The sequence below is a fragment of the Isoptericola sp. 178 genome (genome assembly GCF_030586525.1).
GTDB classification, from domain to species: Bacteria; Actinomycetota; Actinomycetes; order Actinomycetales; family Cellulomonadaceae; genus Isoptericola; species Isoptericola sediminis.
Map to the genome: position 1 here is coordinate 304123 of NZ_JAUQYN010000001.1, position 16362 is coordinate 320484.

15 protein-coding genes and 3 tRNA genes are annotated in these 16362 nt (G+C 72.0%); 4 read left to right on the forward strand and 14 right to left on the reverse strand.

Going from position 1 to position 16362, the window contains the following annotated elements; all coding sequences use genetic code 11:
* Positions 1-253 precede the first annotated feature (253 nt).
* From Q6349_RS01355 to Q6349_RS01385, 7 genes are all read right to left on the reverse strand, one after another.
* Positions 254-1666, reverse strand: a complete 1413-nt coding sequence (locus tag Q6349_RS01355) for a Tat pathway signal sequence domain protein (protein WP_304602533.1) — start codon at positions 1664-1666, stop codon at positions 254-256.
* Positions 1667-1784: 118 nt separating this feature from the next.
* Entirely contained in the window at positions 1785-2210 is a 426-nt protein-coding gene (locus Q6349_RS01360) for a MaoC family dehydratase (protein ID WP_304602534.1), read from the reverse strand.
* Positions 2210-2671 (reverse strand): MaoC family dehydratase N-terminal domain-containing protein, encoded by a 462-nt coding sequence (locus Q6349_RS01365; protein ID WP_304602535.1) that lies wholly within the window; start codon positions 2669-2671, stop codon positions 2210-2212. The genes Q6349_RS01360 and Q6349_RS01365 overlap by 1 nt, the downstream gene beginning before the upstream one ends.
* Before the next feature lie 26 nt (positions 2672-2697).
* Positions 2698-2868: a 50S ribosomal protein L33 gene (gene rpmG, locus Q6349_RS01370; RefSeq protein WP_171247884.1), complete on the reverse strand. Its 171-nt coding sequence runs from the start codon at positions 2866-2868 to the stop codon at positions 2698-2700.
* A gap of 86 nt (positions 2869-2954) precedes the next feature.
* Positions 2955-3031, reverse strand: a tRNA-Met gene (locus Q6349_RS01375).
* Between the two features lie 64 nt (positions 3032-3095).
* Positions 3096-3168: transfer RNA gene (locus tag Q6349_RS01380), tRNA-Thr, on the reverse strand.
* Between the two features lie 117 nt (positions 3169-3285).
* Positions 3286-3367: transfer RNA gene (locus Q6349_RS01385), tRNA-Tyr, on the reverse strand.
* Between the two features lie 125 nt (positions 3368-3492).
* On the opposite strand from Q6349_RS01385, the gene rarD reads away from it, so the two are divergent.
* Genes rarD through Q6349_RS01400 form a run of 3 tightly spaced genes read left to right on the forward strand, consistent with a single transcriptional unit; the run spans position 3493 to position 5837 of the window.
* Complete coding sequence (rarD, locus tag Q6349_RS01390; protein WP_369810801.1) at positions 3493-4431, forward strand: EamA family transporter RarD; 939 nt, start codon at positions 3493-3495, stop codon at positions 4429-4431.
* A 24-nt stretch (positions 4432-4455) separates the two neighbouring features.
* The gene (locus Q6349_RS01395; RefSeq protein WP_171247882.1) at positions 4456-4950 is read left to right on the forward strand and encodes a YajQ family cyclic di-GMP-binding protein; all 495 of its coding nucleotides are present in this window, start codon (positions 4456-4458) and stop codon (positions 4948-4950) included.
* Positions 4947-5837, forward strand: coding sequence for an HAD family hydrolase (locus tag Q6349_RS01400; RefSeq protein ID WP_304602536.1), 891 nt, complete (start codon positions 4947-4949; stop codon positions 5835-5837). Before Q6349_RS01395 ends, Q6349_RS01400 begins: the two co-directional genes overlap by 4 nt.
* Before the next feature lie 2 nt (positions 5838-5839).
* Here Q6349_RS01400 and Q6349_RS01405 read toward each other — a convergent pair whose 3' ends face one another.
* From Q6349_RS01405 to Q6349_RS01415, 3 genes are all read right to left on the reverse strand, one after another.
* On the reverse strand, positions 5840-6667 hold the full coding sequence (locus Q6349_RS01405) for a potassium channel family protein (RefSeq protein WP_304602537.1): 828 nt from the start codon (positions 6665-6667) through the stop codon (positions 5840-5842).
* A 57-nt stretch (positions 6668-6724) separates the two neighbouring features.
* Entirely contained in the window at positions 6725-7615 is an 891-nt protein-coding gene (htpX, locus tag Q6349_RS01410) for a zinc metalloprotease HtpX (protein ID WP_304602538.1), read from the reverse strand.
* Positions 7616-7736: 121 nt separating this feature from the next.
* A complete protein-coding gene (locus Q6349_RS01415) occupies positions 7737-9146 on the reverse strand; it encodes an FAD-dependent oxidoreductase (protein ID WP_304602539.1) in 1410 nt (469 codons plus the stop codon).
* A 194-nt stretch (positions 9147-9340) separates the two neighbouring features.
* Between Q6349_RS01415 and Q6349_RS01420 the strand changes: the two genes are divergently transcribed.
* On the forward strand, positions 9341-9919 hold the full coding sequence (locus Q6349_RS01420; RefSeq protein WP_304602540.1) for an A24 family peptidase: 579 nt from the start codon (positions 9341-9343) through the stop codon (positions 9917-9919).
* A 48-nt stretch (positions 9920-9967) separates the two neighbouring features.
* On the opposite strand, the gene Q6349_RS01425 is transcribed toward Q6349_RS01420, so the two are convergent.
* From Q6349_RS01425 to nuoL, 4 genes are read right to left on the reverse strand one after another with little or no spacing between them, the layout of a single operon-like run.
* Entirely contained in the window at positions 9968-11011 is a 1044-nt protein-coding gene (locus Q6349_RS01425; protein ID WP_304602541.1) for a polyprenyl synthetase family protein, read from the reverse strand.
* 43 nt (positions 11012-11054) lie between these two features.
* Entirely contained in the window at positions 11055-12806 is a 1752-nt protein-coding gene (gene nuoN / locus Q6349_RS01430; protein WP_304602542.1) for an NADH-quinone oxidoreductase subunit NuoN, read from the reverse strand.
* Positions 12803-14410 carry an NADH-quinone oxidoreductase subunit M gene (locus Q6349_RS01435; protein WP_304602543.1) on the reverse strand — a complete coding sequence of 536 codons (1608 nt, stop codon included), beginning with the start codon at positions 14408-14410 and terminating at the stop codon, positions 12803-12805. Before Q6349_RS01435 ends, nuoN begins: the two co-directional genes overlap by 4 nt.
* An 18-nt stretch (positions 14411-14428) precedes the next feature.
* Positions 14429-16351 (reverse strand): NADH-quinone oxidoreductase subunit L, encoded by a 1923-nt coding sequence (gene nuoL, locus Q6349_RS01440; protein WP_171245991.1) that lies wholly within the window; start codon positions 16349-16351, stop codon positions 14429-14431.
* Positions 16352-16362 lie beyond the last annotated feature (11 nt).

Genomic DNA, 16362 nt, shown 5'->3' on the forward strand with positions numbered 1-16362 from the left:
CGAGCGGCTGTACCGCCAGTGGAAGAAGGCGGTGACCAAGACCTTCGACTGGGTCGACGAAGACACCAAGTAGTTGTGCCGCCGAGGGGACGGGCCCCCCCCCCCCCCCCCGGTGCCCCCCCCCCGGGGGGGGGGCCCGCCCGGGACCACCCACGGGGGGCCGGGGGGGGGGCCTGTGCGGGGGCCCCCCCCTGGGGGGGGGGCCCCCCCGATACCATGCCCACAGCGGAAGGGGCGGGGTGCGGGGGTGCGGTCAGACCCCCAGGCCGCCCACCTGCAGCGGGTTCACGCCCTCCGCCGCCATGACGTACCAGGACGTCGCGCCGGTGTGCTGGATCTGGAAGTAGCCGAACCCGAAGCCGGTGTCGATGAGGCTCGAGGCCGCCACGACGCCACCGCGGTCGGGCAGCAGGTCGCCGCCGACGGTCTGGCCGGCGCCGACCAGGTTCTGCGCGACCCGGATCTCGTCCAGCAGGTCGTGCGCCCGCCCGGAGTCCCGGGTCCCGCGGCCACGGTCGGCCATGGCGCAGGCGAGCTGACCCGTGCCCTCGAGCCACACACCCTGCTGGTGCACGGGGAGCCCGTTGTACGACGCCGTGGACACCAGGCTCGCGCTGGAGAACGTCACACCGGAGATCGTGACGTCGCCCGGCAGCTGGGAGTTGCCCTCGCCCGCGACGTCGCGGGTGGCGAGGTCGTCGGCGGCCCAGTCCACGGAGCGGCCGTACCGCTCGGCCTGCAGCGCCAGCCATCCCCAGGTCGCCGGGTCGAGCGGCAGCGGGTCGCGGTTGATCTCCACGCCGTCGTTCGTGCCCGTGTAGAAGAAGCCGCCCTGGCGGTCCCACATGATGTCGACGAACGCGCGGGCGTGCTCCTGCGCACGGCGCCAGCGGTCACCGCCCTCGAGGGCCTCGAGCTGGCGGAAGAACGCGACGCAGTCGATGTTGTGCTCCGTCGACCCGTTGGGGATCGGGTTGTTGCCGCCGTCGACGCCGAAGGAGAAGCCGCCGAGCGGACGCTCGGACCACGTGTTGTCGAGGATCCACTCACCGATGCGGACCGCACCGTCGAGGTACCGGCCGTCACCGGTGGCGCTGTAGGTGTGCAGCAGGGCGATGCCCGGCCAGGCCATGTCGCCCACGGCGGTGCCGAGGAACCCGAACTGCCAGCCGATGTTGGCGGTGCCGTCGGGGAGCTCGAGCCCGTAGGGCTGCGGCGTGCCGTCGTAGAAGGTGTACGGGCCGGTGTTGTAGCCCTGGCGCAGGCGGCCGTCGTCGTAGGTGGGGTCGTTCTGCTGGGCGAAGAGCAGGCCGTCGGCCAGGGTGGTGGCACGGCCCACGTGGCCGCCGGCCAGCGAGGCGCAGATCGTCAGCGCGACGTCGTACACGAACGCCGTGGAGAACAGACCGAGCTGGTCGGCGTAGGACTGGGCCATGCGGGGCCCGCTGTTGACCTCGGGGTAGGCGTCGGTCATCGCGCCGAGGAACGCGTGCGCCCGCTCGAGGGAGTCGGCGCTCGACATCGAGCCCGCGACCCCGCCGCGAGTCGCGGGGGACGCCCAGGCCTGCATCCCGGCGGCCAGGGTTGCCGCACCGGCCGCACCGGCGATGAGGACGCCGCGGCGGGACACCGCCGCGGTGAGGGGTGACGTGCTGGGACCAGGCATGAGCATCTCCTTCGACGAAAGCCCCCTACGTTGGGAGCGCTACCAAGCGTAGATTACTCGTGTCACTTTCGGCTGGGAAGGGTTGTGATCACGCCGTGATCTGCCGATCGGGGTCGGCTCAGGACAGGCGGACGACGACCTGCGTGCGACCGAGGACCTTGACGCCCTCGTGCGTGACCGTCAGGTCGATCCGGGCGGTGCCGGCGTCCGCGTCGGTCGCGCCGACCGTGGCGACGACCTCCACGGCGGCTGCCCCGCGGGCCGGCACCGGGACGGGTTTGGTGAAGCGGGTGCCGTAGCGCACGATCGCGCCGGGGTCGCCGGCCCAGTCGGTCACCACGTCGACCACGGTGCCCATCGTGCACATGCCGTGCGCGATGACGCCGGGCAGCCCCACCTCGGTGGCGAACTGCTCGTCCCAGTGGATCGGGTTGAAGTCCCCGCTGGCACCGGCGTACCGGACCAGGGTGGCGCGGTCGATCTCGACCGTGCGGGTGGCGACGACGTCGCCGACCGTGAGGTCCGCGAGCTGCGGGCGGGCCATCAGGAGTCCTCCCCGCGCACGACGAGGCTGGAGGTGACGGTCGCGACGTGCTCGCCGGGTGCGCCCTCGTCGGCGGCGGCGAACAGCTCGCACCGCGTGGTCACCATCGAGATGCCGGCGCGCTGGGTGACCGAGTCGACGTGCAGGACGGCCGCGATCTCGTCCCCCGCCACGATCGGGCGGTCGTAGGTGAAGGTCTCGTCCGCGTGCACGACGCGGGAGAAGTCGATGCCGGCCTCCGGGTCGGCGACGTACTGCTGCTCGGCCCGCTGGGCGACCACGACGGCGAACGTCGGGGGCGCGACCAGGTCCGGATAGCCGAGACCCCGCGCCGCCACGAGGTCGTGGTGCGCGGGGTGGGAGGCTCCGACGGCGTCGGCGAACTCGCGGATCTTCTCGCGGCCGACCGAGTACGGCTCGGTGGCCGGGTACTCACGGCCTGCGAAGTCCGGGTTCGTCACGTCGGGACGTCTGATCCGAGACGGGTTCAGCGGGTCTCGCGGTGCGCGGTGTGCTTGCCGCAGCGCGGGCAGAACTTCGCCATCTCGAGGCGGTCCGGGTTGTTCCGGCGGTTCTTCTTCGTGATGTAGTTCCGCTCCTTGCAGTCCACGCAGGCCAGCGTGATCTTCGGGCGGACGTCAGCGCTCTTGGCAGCCATGGGTCTTCACCTCTCGCGCCCCCGGAAGGCGCTACGTGCGTCAAGGATGTGGTCCGACGCCGGCCGTCGGACCGCGTGTTGTGTGTTGGTAGCGAGGGCGGGGCTCGAACCCGCGACCTCACGATTATGAGTCGTGCGCTCTGACCAGCTGAGCTACCCCGCCGCGCGTGACCACGCGGGACCGTCGGACCGATGGTTCGGACGACGATCCCGCGCTCGTCACACAGAGCCCCGAAAGGGAATCGAACCCTTGACCTTCTCCTTACCATGGAGATGCTCTACCGACTGAGCTATCGGGGCGCGGGGAAGACTCTACACGGCTCCGTGGGCCCGGACGAAATCCGGTCCGCGGTACCGCACGGGCGTCTCCCCCGAGCGATGGAAGAACCTCACCAGGGGTGAGGTCGATCCTCGCGGTGGCAGGTGAGGGATTCGAACCCCCGAAGTCGATGACGGCTGATTTACAGTCAGCTCCCTTTGGCCGCTCGGGCAACCTGCCGGGCGAGTTCGCGGACGAACTCGCGGAGACAACCATAGCGGTCCGACGGCCCGGGTGGAAATCCGCTCGACGTGGCCCTGGTCACCCTGCGGGCCAGGCCCGTCACGGCGGTCTACTCTCGGGTGGTGACACCTCCTGCCGCGCAGGATCGCTGGGGGCTCCCGCTCGGGTTCTCCGCCTTCCTGATCTGGGGCGCGATGCCCCTGTTCTTCCCCCTGCTCGAGCCGGCCGGCCCACTCGAGATCATCGCGCACCGGATCGTCTGGTCGCTCGTCTTCTGCATCGTGCTGCTCGCCGCGACCCGGTCCCTGCACTCGTTCGTCGACGTCCTGCACCGGCCTCGCACGATGGCCCTCCTCGCCGTCGCGTCGGTGCTGATCATCGTCAACTGGACCACCTACGTCTACGCGGTCCTGACCCAGCACGTCCTGGACGCGGCGCTCGGCTACTTCATCAACCCCCTGCTCACGGTCGCGCTCGGCGTCGTCGTCCTGCGCGAGCGGCTGCGCGTCGCGCAGTGGGTCGCGCTCGGGCTCGGCGCGGTCGCGGTGGTCGTGCTGTCGACCGGCGTCGGCGGCATCCCCTGGATCTCGCTGGTCCTGGCCGGCGCCTTCGGCCTGTACTCGCTGGTGAAGAACCGTGTGGGCCGCGGGGTCGGAGCCCTGCCGGGACTGGCCGCGGAGACCGCCGTCGCCACGCCGTTCGCCCTCGCGTACCTGTTCTGGCTGGCGGCGATCGGCGCCGGGACCTTCAGCACCCAGGGCGTCGGCCACGCGCTGCTGCTCGCCTCGTGCGGCGTGGTGACGGGCCTGCCCCTGCTGCTCTTCTCCGCGGCCGCCCGGCGGCTGCCCCTGTCCGTGGTCGGGATGCTGCAGTACCTGACGCCGTTCCTGCAGTTCCTGCTGGGCCTGCTGCTCTTCGGCGAGCAGATGCCGCCCACCCGCTGGGCGGGCTTCGTGCTCGTCTGGGTGGCCCTGGTGGTGCTCACCGTGGACGGTCTGCGGCAGTCCCGTGCGACCCGCCTGGCCGCCGCCGCACCGGCTACCGTGGACACCGAACCCTGACCCACGCACGCAAGGAGCACACCCGTGGCCGACTCGTCCTTCGACATCGTCTCCAAGGTGGACCGCCAGGAGGTCGACAACGCCCTCAACCAGGCGGCCAAGGAGATCAACCAGCGCTACGACTTCCGCGGGGTCGGTGCCTCCATCGCCTGGAGCGGTGAGTCGATCGTCATCACGGCCAACAGCGCCGAACGGGTCAACGCGGCACTGGACGTGTTCCAGACCAAGCTCATCAAGCGCGGCGTCTCGCTGAAGGCGATCGACACCGGCGAGGGCGAGCCGCAGGCCTCGGGCAAGGAGTACCGCCTCGTCGCCTCCCTCAAGGAGGGGCTGAGCAGCGAGAACGCGAAGAAGATCACGAAGCTGATCCGGGACGAGGGCCCCAAGGGCGTCAAGACGCAGATCACCGGCGACGAGGTGCGCGTGACCTCCAAGAAGCGCGACGACCTGCAGGACGTCATCGCGATGCTCAAGTCCGCCGACCTCGACGTCGCGCTGCAGTTCACGAACTACCGGTGACCACCACGGCGCCGCTCCCCCGCCTGGTCGCCACCGACCTGGACGGCACCCTCCTGCGCCCGGACGGCACCGTCTCGGAGCGCACGCGGGCGGCCCTGCGGGCCGTCGAGGACGCCGGTGTCGAGGTGCTCTTCGTCACCGCACGTCCGCCGCGCTGGCTGGACGGGCTCGCCGACTGCGTGGGCGGGCACGGCCGGGTCGTGTGCCTGGGCGGGGCCGCCGTGTGGGACCTGGCCACGGGGACGGCGGAGGACGTCCACGGGTTCGAGGACGACACGCTGCGCACGATCGTCGGCGACCTGCGCGACGCCGTCCAGGACGTCGCGCTCGCCCTCGAACGCCACGACGGACCGACGTTCGACCCCTGGTTCCCCCGCGGCGAGCCCGGGCTGCCCGACGCCGTGCACGCCGTCCCCGTCGAGCGCACGCTGGACCCCGCCACGGTGCGGACCGGCCGTCCGGCACCGGTGGGCAAGCTGCTCGCCGTCCGGCCCGGTCCGGGGCGTTCCACCCGACCTGGCGACGTGCAGCGCGGTGACGCGGGCGACGCGGACCAGGAGGAGTTCTTCGCCACGGTCCGGTCCGTCGTCGGGCAGCGCGCGCACCTCGCCTTCTCCGGCGCGGCCGGGCTCGCCGAGCTGCTGGCCCCGGAGGTGACCAAGGACGGCGCGCTGGCGCGCTGGTGCGCCCGGCTCGGCATCGACGCCGAGGACGTGTGGGCCTTCGGCGACATGCCGAACGACCTGGCGATGCTGCGCTGGGCGGGGCGCGGGCACGCCGTCGCCGACGCGCACCCGGACCTGCTGGCGGGCGCGGACGTCGTCGTGGGCAGCGCCGAGGACGACGGCGTCGCCGCCACGCTCGAGGCGGCCCTCCGCTCCGTGTGACGTCAGCCCGATCGCGTCCCCACCCCGGCGCCGTCGGCCCGGAGCCGGGAGACCTCCTCGCGCAGTGCCCGGACCTCGGTGACCAGGCTCTCGACGTCCCCGCGGCGCGCCCAGAGGTCGTCGGTGGCGTCCCGGGGCTCGGTCCGGCTCTCCTCGGTGTCCGCCTCGACGTTCTGCACGAGCCACGAGGAGAGGGTCGCCGTGACCACGCCGAGCACCGCGATCCCGCCGAGCATCATGCCCACCGCCACGAAACGGCCCGTGACCGTGACCGGGTAGGTGTCGCCGTACCCCACGGTGGCCATCGTCACCAGGGCCCACCAGAACCCGTCCCCGACGTTCTGGATCGTGCTGCCCTCGGCGCCGCGCTCGGCCTCCGTCACAGCCAGGGACCCGGCCAGGACCAGCAGCGCGGATCCGGCGGCCGCGTAGAGCACCACGCGACCGCGCATCGCGCTGGCGCCGGCCCGGTTCAGCCGTTTGATCGCCTTGACGAGCAGCAGCAGCCGTAGGGGGCGCAGCACGGGGACGGCGACGATCGCCAGGTCGAGCAGGTTACGCCGGACGAACCGCCACCGCCGACGCGCGAGCAGCAGGCGACCGACGTAGTCGACGACGAACACGAACCAGGCCCCGAAGACCACGACGGAGCAGAGCTCGTGGACCGCGGCCGGCACGCCGGGCCAGACGATCGGGATGGCGTAGGCGACGAGGAACAGGCCGGCAGCCGCGATCAGCGGCCACTCCGTGCGCTGCTCCCAGGCAACCACACGGGGGTCCTCGTCGTGCTCGGGGGCCAGGGGGCGGGGCGGTGGGACGTCGGCGCTCATCGTCCGCCAGCGTAGCGAAGGCACCCAGGAGTCTCCTGGAGGCCAGGACCGCCCGGGTCAGTACCGCGTGATGCCGCCCGGGCCGAAGCCGTCGCCGGCCATCTTCTCCAGCCGGGCGATGCGCTCGTCCATCGGGGGGTGGGTGGCGAAGAGCTTCGCCATGCCGCCGCCGCGGAACGGGTTCGCGAGCATCAGGTGCGAGACGTTCTCCAGGGACTGCGTCTGCGGCAGCGGGGCTGCCTTGGTGCCCTGCTCGAGCTTGCGCAGCGCCGAGGCGAGCGCGAGCGGGTCACCGGTGAGCTTGGCACCGTCCTCGTCGGCGTCGTACTCGCGGGTGCGCGAGATCGCCATCTGGATCAGCATCGCGGCGAACGGGGCGAGGATGGCCAGCGCCAGCGCGGCCAGCGGGTTGCCGCCCTCGCGCCGGTCTCCCCCGCCGAAGATCAGCAGGAACTGCGCCAGGGAGGTGATGACACCGGCCAGCGCCGAGGCGACCGAGGAGGTGAGGATGTCGCGGTTGTAGACGTGCATGAGCTCGTGGCCGAGCACGCCGCGCAGCTCGCGCTCGTCGAGGATGCGCAGGATCCCCTCGGTGCAGCACACGGCGGCGTTCTTCGGGTTGCGCCCGGTGGCGAACGCGTTGGGCGCCTGGGTGGGCGAGATGTACAGCCGGGGCATCGGCTGGCGGGCCACCGTGGACAGCTCGCGCACGATCCGGTACATCTCGGGGGCCTCGAGCTCGGTGACCGGGTAGGCGTGCATCGCCTTGATGGCGATCTTGTCCGAGTTCCAGTACCCGATGAACGTGCCGATGAGGCCGAACGCCATGAACAGGAACAGCATCCCCTGGCTGCCACGGAAGAACACCGCCCACAGGCCGAGCAGCACCGCCCACAGCACACCGAAGAGCAGCACGGTCTTCAGACCGTTGAAGTGGCGATGGCCCACCAGGTGACTCCTTCCTCCGACCGGCCGCACGGGTGCTGCGGCAGGATCCCACCGGGGCAACGCACGAGGCCCGGCATCGGTTCCCACCGCTGCCGGGCCTCGTGCGTCGATCAGGTGCCGCTCAGGAGTGGCGGCCCTTCGCGATGTCGATCATCTCCTCGCGGGGCACGACCTTGACGCGCTCCCGGCCGGCCGTCTCCCCGAGGGACAGCTCGTGGGCGTCCAGCAGGGAGAACTCGTCCCAGGTGATGACGTCCACGCCGCGCTCGGCCAGGAAGTCGACGATCTGCTGCGGCTCGCCGTGCGGTGCGGTGCGACCACCCTCCGGCGATCCCTCGGTCACGTCGCCGCCGTCGCCGACGCCGGTGACGTCCTCGACCAGGTGGCGGATCGTCTCCGAGGCGTCGGACTTGGTGTGGCCGATGAGGCCGACCGGTCCGCGCTTGATCCAACCGGTGGTGTACACGCCGGGCAGGTGCTCGCCGTCGAGGTCGACGACGCGCCCCTCGCGGTTGGAGATGACGCCCTTGAGGTCGTCGAAGGGGATCTCCGGCAGCGGGGACCCGAAGTAGCCGACGGCCCGGTAGACGGCCTGCACGGGCCAGTCGTGGAACTCGCCGGTCCCCTTGACCGTGCCGTCGCCCTGCAGCGCGGTGCGCTCGGTGCGCAGCCCGGTGACCTTGCCGTCCTCGCCGAGGACCTCGGCCGGGGAGTGCAGGAAGTGCAGGTGGATGCGCCGCGAGGCGGTCTGCTGGGACGGCTCGACCAGGGTCCAGTCGGTGAGCGTCTTGACGACCTGCTTGGTCTGGTTCGTCGCCTCGATGGCCTGCATCGAGCCCTCGTCGAAGTCGAAGTCCTCCGGGTAGACGACGATGTCGACGTCCGGCACGTGGCCGAGCTCGCGCAGCTCCAGCGGCGAGAACTTCACCTGGGCGGGTCCACGCCGGGCGAAGACGTGCACGTCCGTGACCGGCGAGGCCTCCAGACCGGCCTGCACGTTCGCCGGGATCTCCGTGGACATCAGGTCCTTCGGGTGCTTGGCCAGGATCCGCGAGACGTCCAGGGCCACGTTGCCGGCGCCGAGGACCGCCACGTGCTGGGCCTCCAGCGGCCAGGTGCGCGGCACGTCGGGGTGGCCGTCGAACCAGGAGACGAAGTCGGCGGCGCCGTAGGAGCCGTCGAGGTCGATCCCGGGGATCGGCAGGGCGGCGTCCTTGATGGCGCCGGTGGAGAACACGACGGCGTCGTAGTACTGACGCAGGTCCTCCAGCTTGAGGTCGACGCCGTAGTTCACGTTGGCGAGCAGGCGTACGTCACCCTTGCTCAGCACCTTGTGCAGGGCGTTGATGATGCCCTTGATCCGCGGGTGGTCGGGGGCGACGCCGTAGCGCACGAGTCCGAACGGGGCGGGCAGCCGCTCGAAGAGGTCGATGCTGACGTCGAGGTCGGTCTTGGACAGGATGTCCGCGGCGTAGATGCCGGCGGGGCCTGCACCGACGATCGCGACGCGCAGAGGTCGGGTGCTGCTCACTGCGAGGTACGCCTTCCGGATCGGGGCTTGCGTGGAGTTCGATTCTAGGAGGTTCTGCCTCGGCAGAGATGAGGTCTACCTCACTGCCAGGGTCTCAACGGGATCCCAGGATGCCACACCCGTCTCGGGGGATGAACAGGCCGTCTTGCCTGGCGGACAAACCGTCTCGCGACGCCGTGGCCTAGCATCCGGCCATGCCGACGATGATGCAGCGCACGCGCAGCGAGGTCGCCCCCGTGCGGCGGACCGTCGTGTCGGGCGCCCTGCCCGTGATCGCCTGGGCCGTGTGGGTCAGCGGGCCGGGCTGGGCGACCCCGGCCGTCGCGGTCGCCGCCGTCGCCGGCCTCGCCCTGTTCGCCGTCGACGTCCGCACCCACCGGCTCCCTGACGCCCTCACCTACCCCACGACGGCCCTCGTGACCGGCCTGCTGGCCGCCGCCGGTGCCGCCACGGGCGCCTGGGCCGTGGTGGCGAGGGGCCTGCTCGGCGCGGCCGTCCTCGGTGGCGGGTACCTGGTGCTGCACCTGCTGCACCGGAGCGGCCTGGGGCTGGGGGACGTGAAGCTCGCCGTGCCGCTCGGGCTCGTCACCGCCTGGTTCGGCTGGCCGGTCCTCGCGGCCACCGCCGTGCTGCCGTTCCTGCTCGGCGGCACGGCCGCCCTGGTGCTGCTCGCGACCCGGCGGGCCACGCGGTCCACCGCCATCGCCTTCGGGCCGTTCATGCTCGGCGGAGCCGCGGTCGCCCTGACGGCGCACCGCCTGCTCGCGGGCTGACGGCGACCGGCGTCGGCTCCGGCGCACGTCCGGAACGGGCAGCGGATCTCAGACGGTGCGGTCCGCCAGCGCGGTGGCGAGGTCGGTCAGGGCCGCCTTGACCGGCCCCTCCGGCAGCGGCTCGAGCTCGGCGGCCGCCTCGCGGGCCCGGCGCACGGCCCGCCGCCGCGTCTCGGCGAGCACGTCGTGCTCCCGCAGGTCCGCGACGACGGCCGCCAGCACGGCGTCGTCCGACAGGTCCCCGTCCAGGCGCGCCAGCAGCTCGGCGTCCGCCGCGGTGCCCTCCCCGCGCGCGACGCGCTGGCGCAGCAGCAGGACCGGCATCGTCGGCACGTGCTCGCGCAGGTCCGTCCCGGGGGTCTTGCCGGACTCCGCCCCGGAGGAGGCGACGTCCAGCACGTCGTCGGCGAGCTGGAAGGCCAGGCCGACCTTCTCGCCGTAGGCCGCCACGGCCTCGACGACATCGTCCGGGCATCCGCCGAACATCGCGCCCAGCCGGGCCGCGGTGGACAGCAGGGAGGCCGTCTTGTCGCTGAGCACCTGCAGGTAGTGCTCGACCGGGTCGTCCCCCTCGCCGGGACCGGTGGTCTCGTGGAGCTGGCCCAGGCACATCCGCTCGAACGTGTTCGCCTGCAGCACCACGGCCTCGGGCCCGAGACCGGCCACGAGGGCGGACGCGCGGGCGAACAGCAGGTCGCCGACGAGGATCGCCACCGTGTTGCCCCACACGGTGTGCGCGGCCGGGGCCCCGCGGCGCACGGGCGCGGAGTCCATGACGTCGTCGTGGTAGAGCGAGGCGACCTGCGTCAGCTCGACGACGACCGCGGCCTCGACGAGCTCCGGCGCGGACCCGTCGCCGAGCTCGCCGGCGAGCAGGGTCAGCAGCGGCCGGAACCGCTTGCCGCCGGCCGCCACCAGGTGGCGACCGGCGTCGTCGGCGAGTGCGTCGGTCGAGGCCACCGCGTCGTCGAGCATCGTGTCGACCTGCGCCAGCCGCTGCGCGATCCGGTCGGCCAACGCGGAGTCCGTCAGCGGGATGCCGGTCGGCAGGGTCGAAGCAGCGCCCGCAGGCGCGTCAGAAGCACGGGTCACGATCCGAACCTATCTTCCCGACGCGCCCGGAGCCGAACGGAGCTCACGGGCCGAAGGGTCGGAACGCCGCCGCCTGCGTCGTCCAGTCCAGCACCGCTGCCGGGACGATGCCGAGCAGCACCACGCCGACGGCGCAGACCGTGATCGCCACGGCGGTCGGCCCCTGGGAGGCGACCACGACCACGGCGGCGCGCCCGGCGAGGGCCCGCGCCGCCGTGAGCGTCCCGGTGCGGGCCGGCTCCGGCCCGTCCTCGACGCCCTCGCCGTCCCGGAGCCCGTCGTCCGGGGTCCCGTCGGCCGCGACGGCACCGGCGGGGGTGACGCCGTCGTCGGCGGTCTCCTCCACCGGCGGCGTGAGCACCATCAGGACGATGAGCCGGACGTAGAAGAACACCGCGACGATCGAGGCGAGCACACCGATGACGGCCAGCGGCCAGGCGCCGGCCTCGACCGCGGCCGAGAACGCACCGAACTTCGCGAGGAACCCGGCCGTCAGCGGGATCCCCGCCATCGACAGCAGGAACAGCGAGAACGCCGTCGCCAGCAGCGGCGAACGCCGCCCGAGGCCCGCCCACTGGGACAGGTGCGTCGCCTCGCCGAGCACGACGCCGTCGGCGTCCTGCTCGCGCACGAGCGTCACGACGGCGAAGGCGCCGAGCGTGGCCAGCCCGTAGGCCAGGACGTAGAACAGCACGGCCTGCGCGCCGACCTCGTCGAGTCCCACCATCGCCACCAGCAGGAACCCGGCGTGGGCGATGGAGGAGTAGGCCAGCATCCGCTTGACGTCGGTCTGCACGGCTCCGGCGGCCGTGCCGACGAGCATCGTCAGGATCGCGACGACCCACAGGCCCGTCTCCAGGTCCCGACGCAGGGGCTCGTCCAGACCTGCGGCCAGCGTGAACAGCACCCGCACCATCGCGCCGATGGCGGCCGCCTTGACGCAGGCGGCCATGAACGCGGTGATCGGGGTCGGCGCACCCTGGTACACGTCCGGGGTCCAGGTGTGGAACGGCGCCGCTCCGATCTTGAACAGCAGGCCGACGGAGATCAGCAGCACGGCGGCGATCACGAGGTCCGGCATCATCGTCAGGACCGGGCTGTCCGGGTTCGCCAACCTGGACACGGCCAGCTCGAGGCTGACCGTCGCGGTGGCGCCGTACACCAGGGCGATGCCGAACAGCATCAGCGCGCTGGCGAACGACCCCAGCAGGAAGTACTTGAACGCGGCCTCCTGGCTGAGCAGCCGGCGGCGGCGGGCCGTCGCGCAGAGCACGTACAGCGGCAGGGACAGCACCTCGAGGGCGATGAACAGCACGATGAGGTTGTCCGTGGCCGGGAACAGCAGCATGCCGCCCGTGGCGAACAGCATGAGCGGGTAGATCTCCGTCTGCTGCAGCCCGGCCTGGCGAGCGGCGTCCTCGTAGGCGGTGCCCGGCACCGCCGCGGCCGTCGGGGCGAAGGCGTCCTGCCCGGTGCTGGTGCGGTCGGCGACGACCAGCACCCCGAGCAGGGCCAGCAGCGCCACCACGGCCTGGATGCCCAGCGTGAACGGGGTGAGGAGCACCGTGCCGTCCACGACGAAGGCGAGACCGTCGGTGAGCACCCGGTCCCAGAGCAGCGCCACGGCCACCAGGGACCCCGCCAGGGCGCCGAGCGTCAGCACGAGCTGGACCACGCGGCGGGCCCGCGCGGGGACGAAGGCCTCGACCAGCACGCCCACCACCCCGGCGGCCAGGACCACCAGGACCGGCGACAGGACCGCCCAGTCGATCTCCGGTGCGACGAACTCGTTCACTGCTCGCTCCCCTCTGCAGCACCGAGCACGGGCTGCGGATCGGTGGCGCCGACGAGCTCGACGGAGACCTCCGCCGGCTCTCGGACGTAGTCGAGCGCCGGCCCGGGCACCAGGCCCAGCACGACCAGCGCGGCCACCAGCACCCCGGCGACGGTCTTCTCCCGGCCGCCCAGGTCCTTGGCCCCGGCGACCTCCGCGCCGACCGGGCCGGTGAACATGCGCTGGTAGGTCAGCAGCACGTAGGTCGCGGCCAGCACGACGGCGGGGACGGCGACCAGCACCGCTGCGGGCCACCGGCCGTAGGCACCCAGGAAGACCATGATCTCCGAGACGAACGTCGCCAGCCCCGGCAGCGCGAGGGCCGACAGCCCCGCGACGAGGAAGGTGCCGCCCAGGACCGGGGCGACCGTGCGCATCCCGCCGTAGTCCGACACCAGCTGGCTGTGCCGCGGGTGCCGGGCGATCGCGAAGCCCGCCAGGAGGAACAGCGCCCCGGTGGAGATGCCGTGGTTGAGCATCATGAAGCTCGACCCGGAGACTCCCACCGAGGTGAAGGTGAAGATGCCCAGGATGATGAACCCGAAGTGCGACACCGAGGTGTAGCCGATCAGGCGCAGCACGTCCGACTGGCCGATCGCCAGGATCGCGCCGTACAGGATCGAGATCACGGCCAGCACCACCACGAAGGGCGCGGCCCACCGGCTCGCCTCCGGGAACAGCGGCAGGCAGAGGGTCAGCATCCCGAAGGTGCCGACCTTGTCCAGCACGCAGATGAGCAGCGTCGAGGTGCCCGGCGTGGCGTTCTGGGTGACGTCCGGCAGCCAGGTGTGCACCGGGAACATCGGTGCCTTGATCGCGAAGGCCAGGAAGAACGCGGCGAACATCAGCCGCTCGGCCATCGGGTCGAGGGCGAGCCCGGTGAGGTTGTCGGTGAGGAACGCGTCCTGCGGCCGCAGCCCGGTGGCGGCGTCGACCGGCACCTGCAGGTACAGGGCGACGACGGCGGCCAGCATGATGAGCCCGCCGCCGAGGGAGAACATCAGGAACTTCACCGCGGCGTACCGGCGCTGCGCACCCTGCCCGAACCCGCCGATGAGGAAGTACGCGGGGATCAGCATGGCCTCGAAGACCACGTAGAACAGGAACACGTCCCGCGCGGTGAAGACCAGGACCATGAAGCTCAGCAGCACCAGCACCGTGGCCAGGTAGCGGCGCAGCCGGACGGCGTCACCGCCCTGCTCGTGCCATGCGGCGAGGATCACCAGCGGCACCAGACCTGCGGACAGGGCGACCAGCAGCAGCGCCACCCCGTCGACGCCGACCGCGTAGCTGGCGCCGAACGCCGGGATCCACGGGTAGGTCTCGGTGAGCTGGTGGGTACCGGCCGCACCCGTGTCGAAGGCGAGGAACGCCCCCACCACCAGGGCGACCTCCACCAGCGCACCGACGAGGGCCACCGTCCGGGCGGTGCCTGCGCTGAACGCGCCGCCGCCCGAGGCCGCGCCGGCAGCCGGCCGCCCGCGGCCCACACCGGTCAGTGCGGTGGCCAGCGCAGCCACCAGCGGCCAGGCGACGAGCACCGTCAGCCAGGGAAATGTCGACATCGTCATCCCTTCCACGCCTCAGCCCGCCGTCGTCGCCACGAGCCAGATCACGAGCACGATCACACCGAGGCCGCCCAGGGTGATCGCGGCGTACTGCCGCGCGTACCCCGACTGCCAGCCCCGCAACCAGCTCCCGAGCCGGCCGACCCCTCCGGCCAGCCCCAGCCAGCCGGCGTCCACCGCGGTCCGGTCGGCGAAGACCATCGACCGCGTCAGGTACTGCCCCGGACGCATCACGAGGGTCTCGTTCACGTCGTCCTGGTGGAGGTCCACCCGGGCCGCCCGGACCAGGGCCGGCGCGGGCGGCGCCGTCGTCGGCACCGCGCGGGTGGCGTACTGCACCCAGGCCAGGGCCGCACCCACCACGACCAGGGTGAGCGTCAGCCCGATGATGACCGGCACCGCGAGCACGGGTTCGTCGTGCTCGGCGTGCCCCGTGACCGGTTCGAGCCAGTGGACGAACCCGTCACCGGCGGCGAGCACCCAGCCGAGCCCCACCGAACCGAGCGCCAGGACGACCATGGGCACCGTCATCAGCAGCGGCGACTCGTGCGGGTGCCGCTCGACCGTGCCGTCCGCACCGTCCGCGCTCCAGCGCCGACGTCCCGCGAACGTCATGAAGAACAGCCGCGACATGTAGTAGGCCGTGATGCCGGCGCCGACGAGCGCCACCGTGCCGAACACCCAGGGACGCCAGCCCTCGCCGACGAACGCGGCCTCGATGATCTTGTCCTTGGACCAGAACCCCGAGAACGGCGGGACGCCGAGGATCGCCAGCCAGCCGAAGCCCATCGTGATCCACGTGACCGGCAGCAGGCGCCAGAGCCCGCCGAAGCGGCGCATGTCGACGTCGTCGTCCATGCCGTGCATCACCGAGCCCGCGCCCAGGAACAGCCCGGCCTTGAAGAAGCCGTGGGTGACCAGGTGGAAGATCGCGAACGCGTACCCGATCGGGCCGAGCCCGGCCGCCAGCATCATGTAGCCGATCTGGGACATCGTCGACGCGGCGAGCGCCTTCTTGATGTCGTCCTTGGCGCAACCGACGACCGCACCGAACAGCAGCGTCAGCGCACCGACGATCGCGATGACGAGCTGGGCGTCGGGCGCCGCCTCGAGCAGCGGGCCGGAGCGCACCAGCAGGTAGACGCCGGCGGTGACCATCGTGGCCGCGTGGATGAGTGCCGAGACCGGGGTCGGACCGGCCATCGCGTCCCCGAGCCAGGCCTGCAGCGGCAGCTGTGCCGACTTGCCGCAGGCCGCCAGCAGCAGCATCAGCCCGATCGCGGTGTTCAGCCCCTGGTCGGCGGCGTCGGCCGAGCCCAGCACCGTGCCGAAGTCGAGGGCACCGAACGTGGCCAGCATGAGCATCATCGCCACGATGAGGCCCATGTCGCCGACCCGGTTCATGAGGAACGCCTTCTTGCCGGCCACCGCGTTGGGCAGGTGGTGGTCCCAGAACCCGATGAGCAGGTACGAGGCCAGGCCCACGCCCTCCCAGCCGACGAACAGCAGCAGGTAGTTGTCCGCGAGCACCAGCAGCAGCATCGCCGCGACGAACAGGTTGAGGTAGGCGAAGAACCGCCGCCGGTCGTGGTCGTGCGACATGTAGGCCACGGAGTAGACGTGGATCAGCGTGCCCACGAACGTCACCAGCATCACGAACGTCATGGACAGCGGGTCGAGCTGGAACCCGAGGTCGACCGTCAGGGGCCCGGCGTCGATCCAGGTACCGACCGAGGAGGTCGCCACCCGCTGCTCGGCGTCGACGCCGAGCATGTCGAGCAGGATGACCAGGCCGATCACGAACGTCGCCGTCGAGGCCAGCACACCGAGCCAGTGACCCCACCGGTCGCCGCGGCGCCCGATCAGGAGCAGCAGCGCCGCGCCGATCAAGGGGGTCGCGACCAGCCACGGGGCGAGGGAGAGCGTCTGCGTCGTCATCGAAGTCGTGG

Bases quoted from the DNA above. Each gene is read 5' to 3' on its own strand.
- Q6349_RS01435 (WP_304602543.1), bottom strand. From the start codon at position 14,410: ATGTCGACATTTCCCTGGCTGACGGTGCTCGTCGCCTGGCCGCTGGTG.
- nuoL (WP_171245991.1), bottom strand. From the start codon at position 16,351: ATGACGACGCAGACGCTCTCCCTCGCCCCGTGGCTGGTCGCGACCCCC.
- Q6349_RS01360 (WP_304602534.1), bottom strand. From the start codon at position 2,210: ATGGCCCGCCCGCAGCTCGCGGACCTCACGGTCGGCGACGTCGTCGCC.
- Q6349_RS01405 (WP_304602537.1), bottom strand. From the start codon at position 6,667: ATGAGCGCCGACGTCCCACCGCCCCGCCCCCTGGCCCCCGAGCACGAC.
- Q6349_RS01420 (WP_304602540.1), top strand. From the start codon at position 9,341: ATGCCGACGATGATGCAGCGCACGCGCAGCGAGGTCGCCCCCGTGCGG.
- rpmG (WP_171247884.1), bottom strand. From the start codon at position 2,868: ATGGCTGCCAAGAGCGCTGACGTCCGCCCGAAGATCACGCTGGCCTGC.
- Q6349_RS01355 (WP_304602533.1), bottom strand. From the start codon at position 1,666: ATGCCTGGTCCCAGCACGTCACCCCTCACCGCGGCGGTGTCCCGCCGC.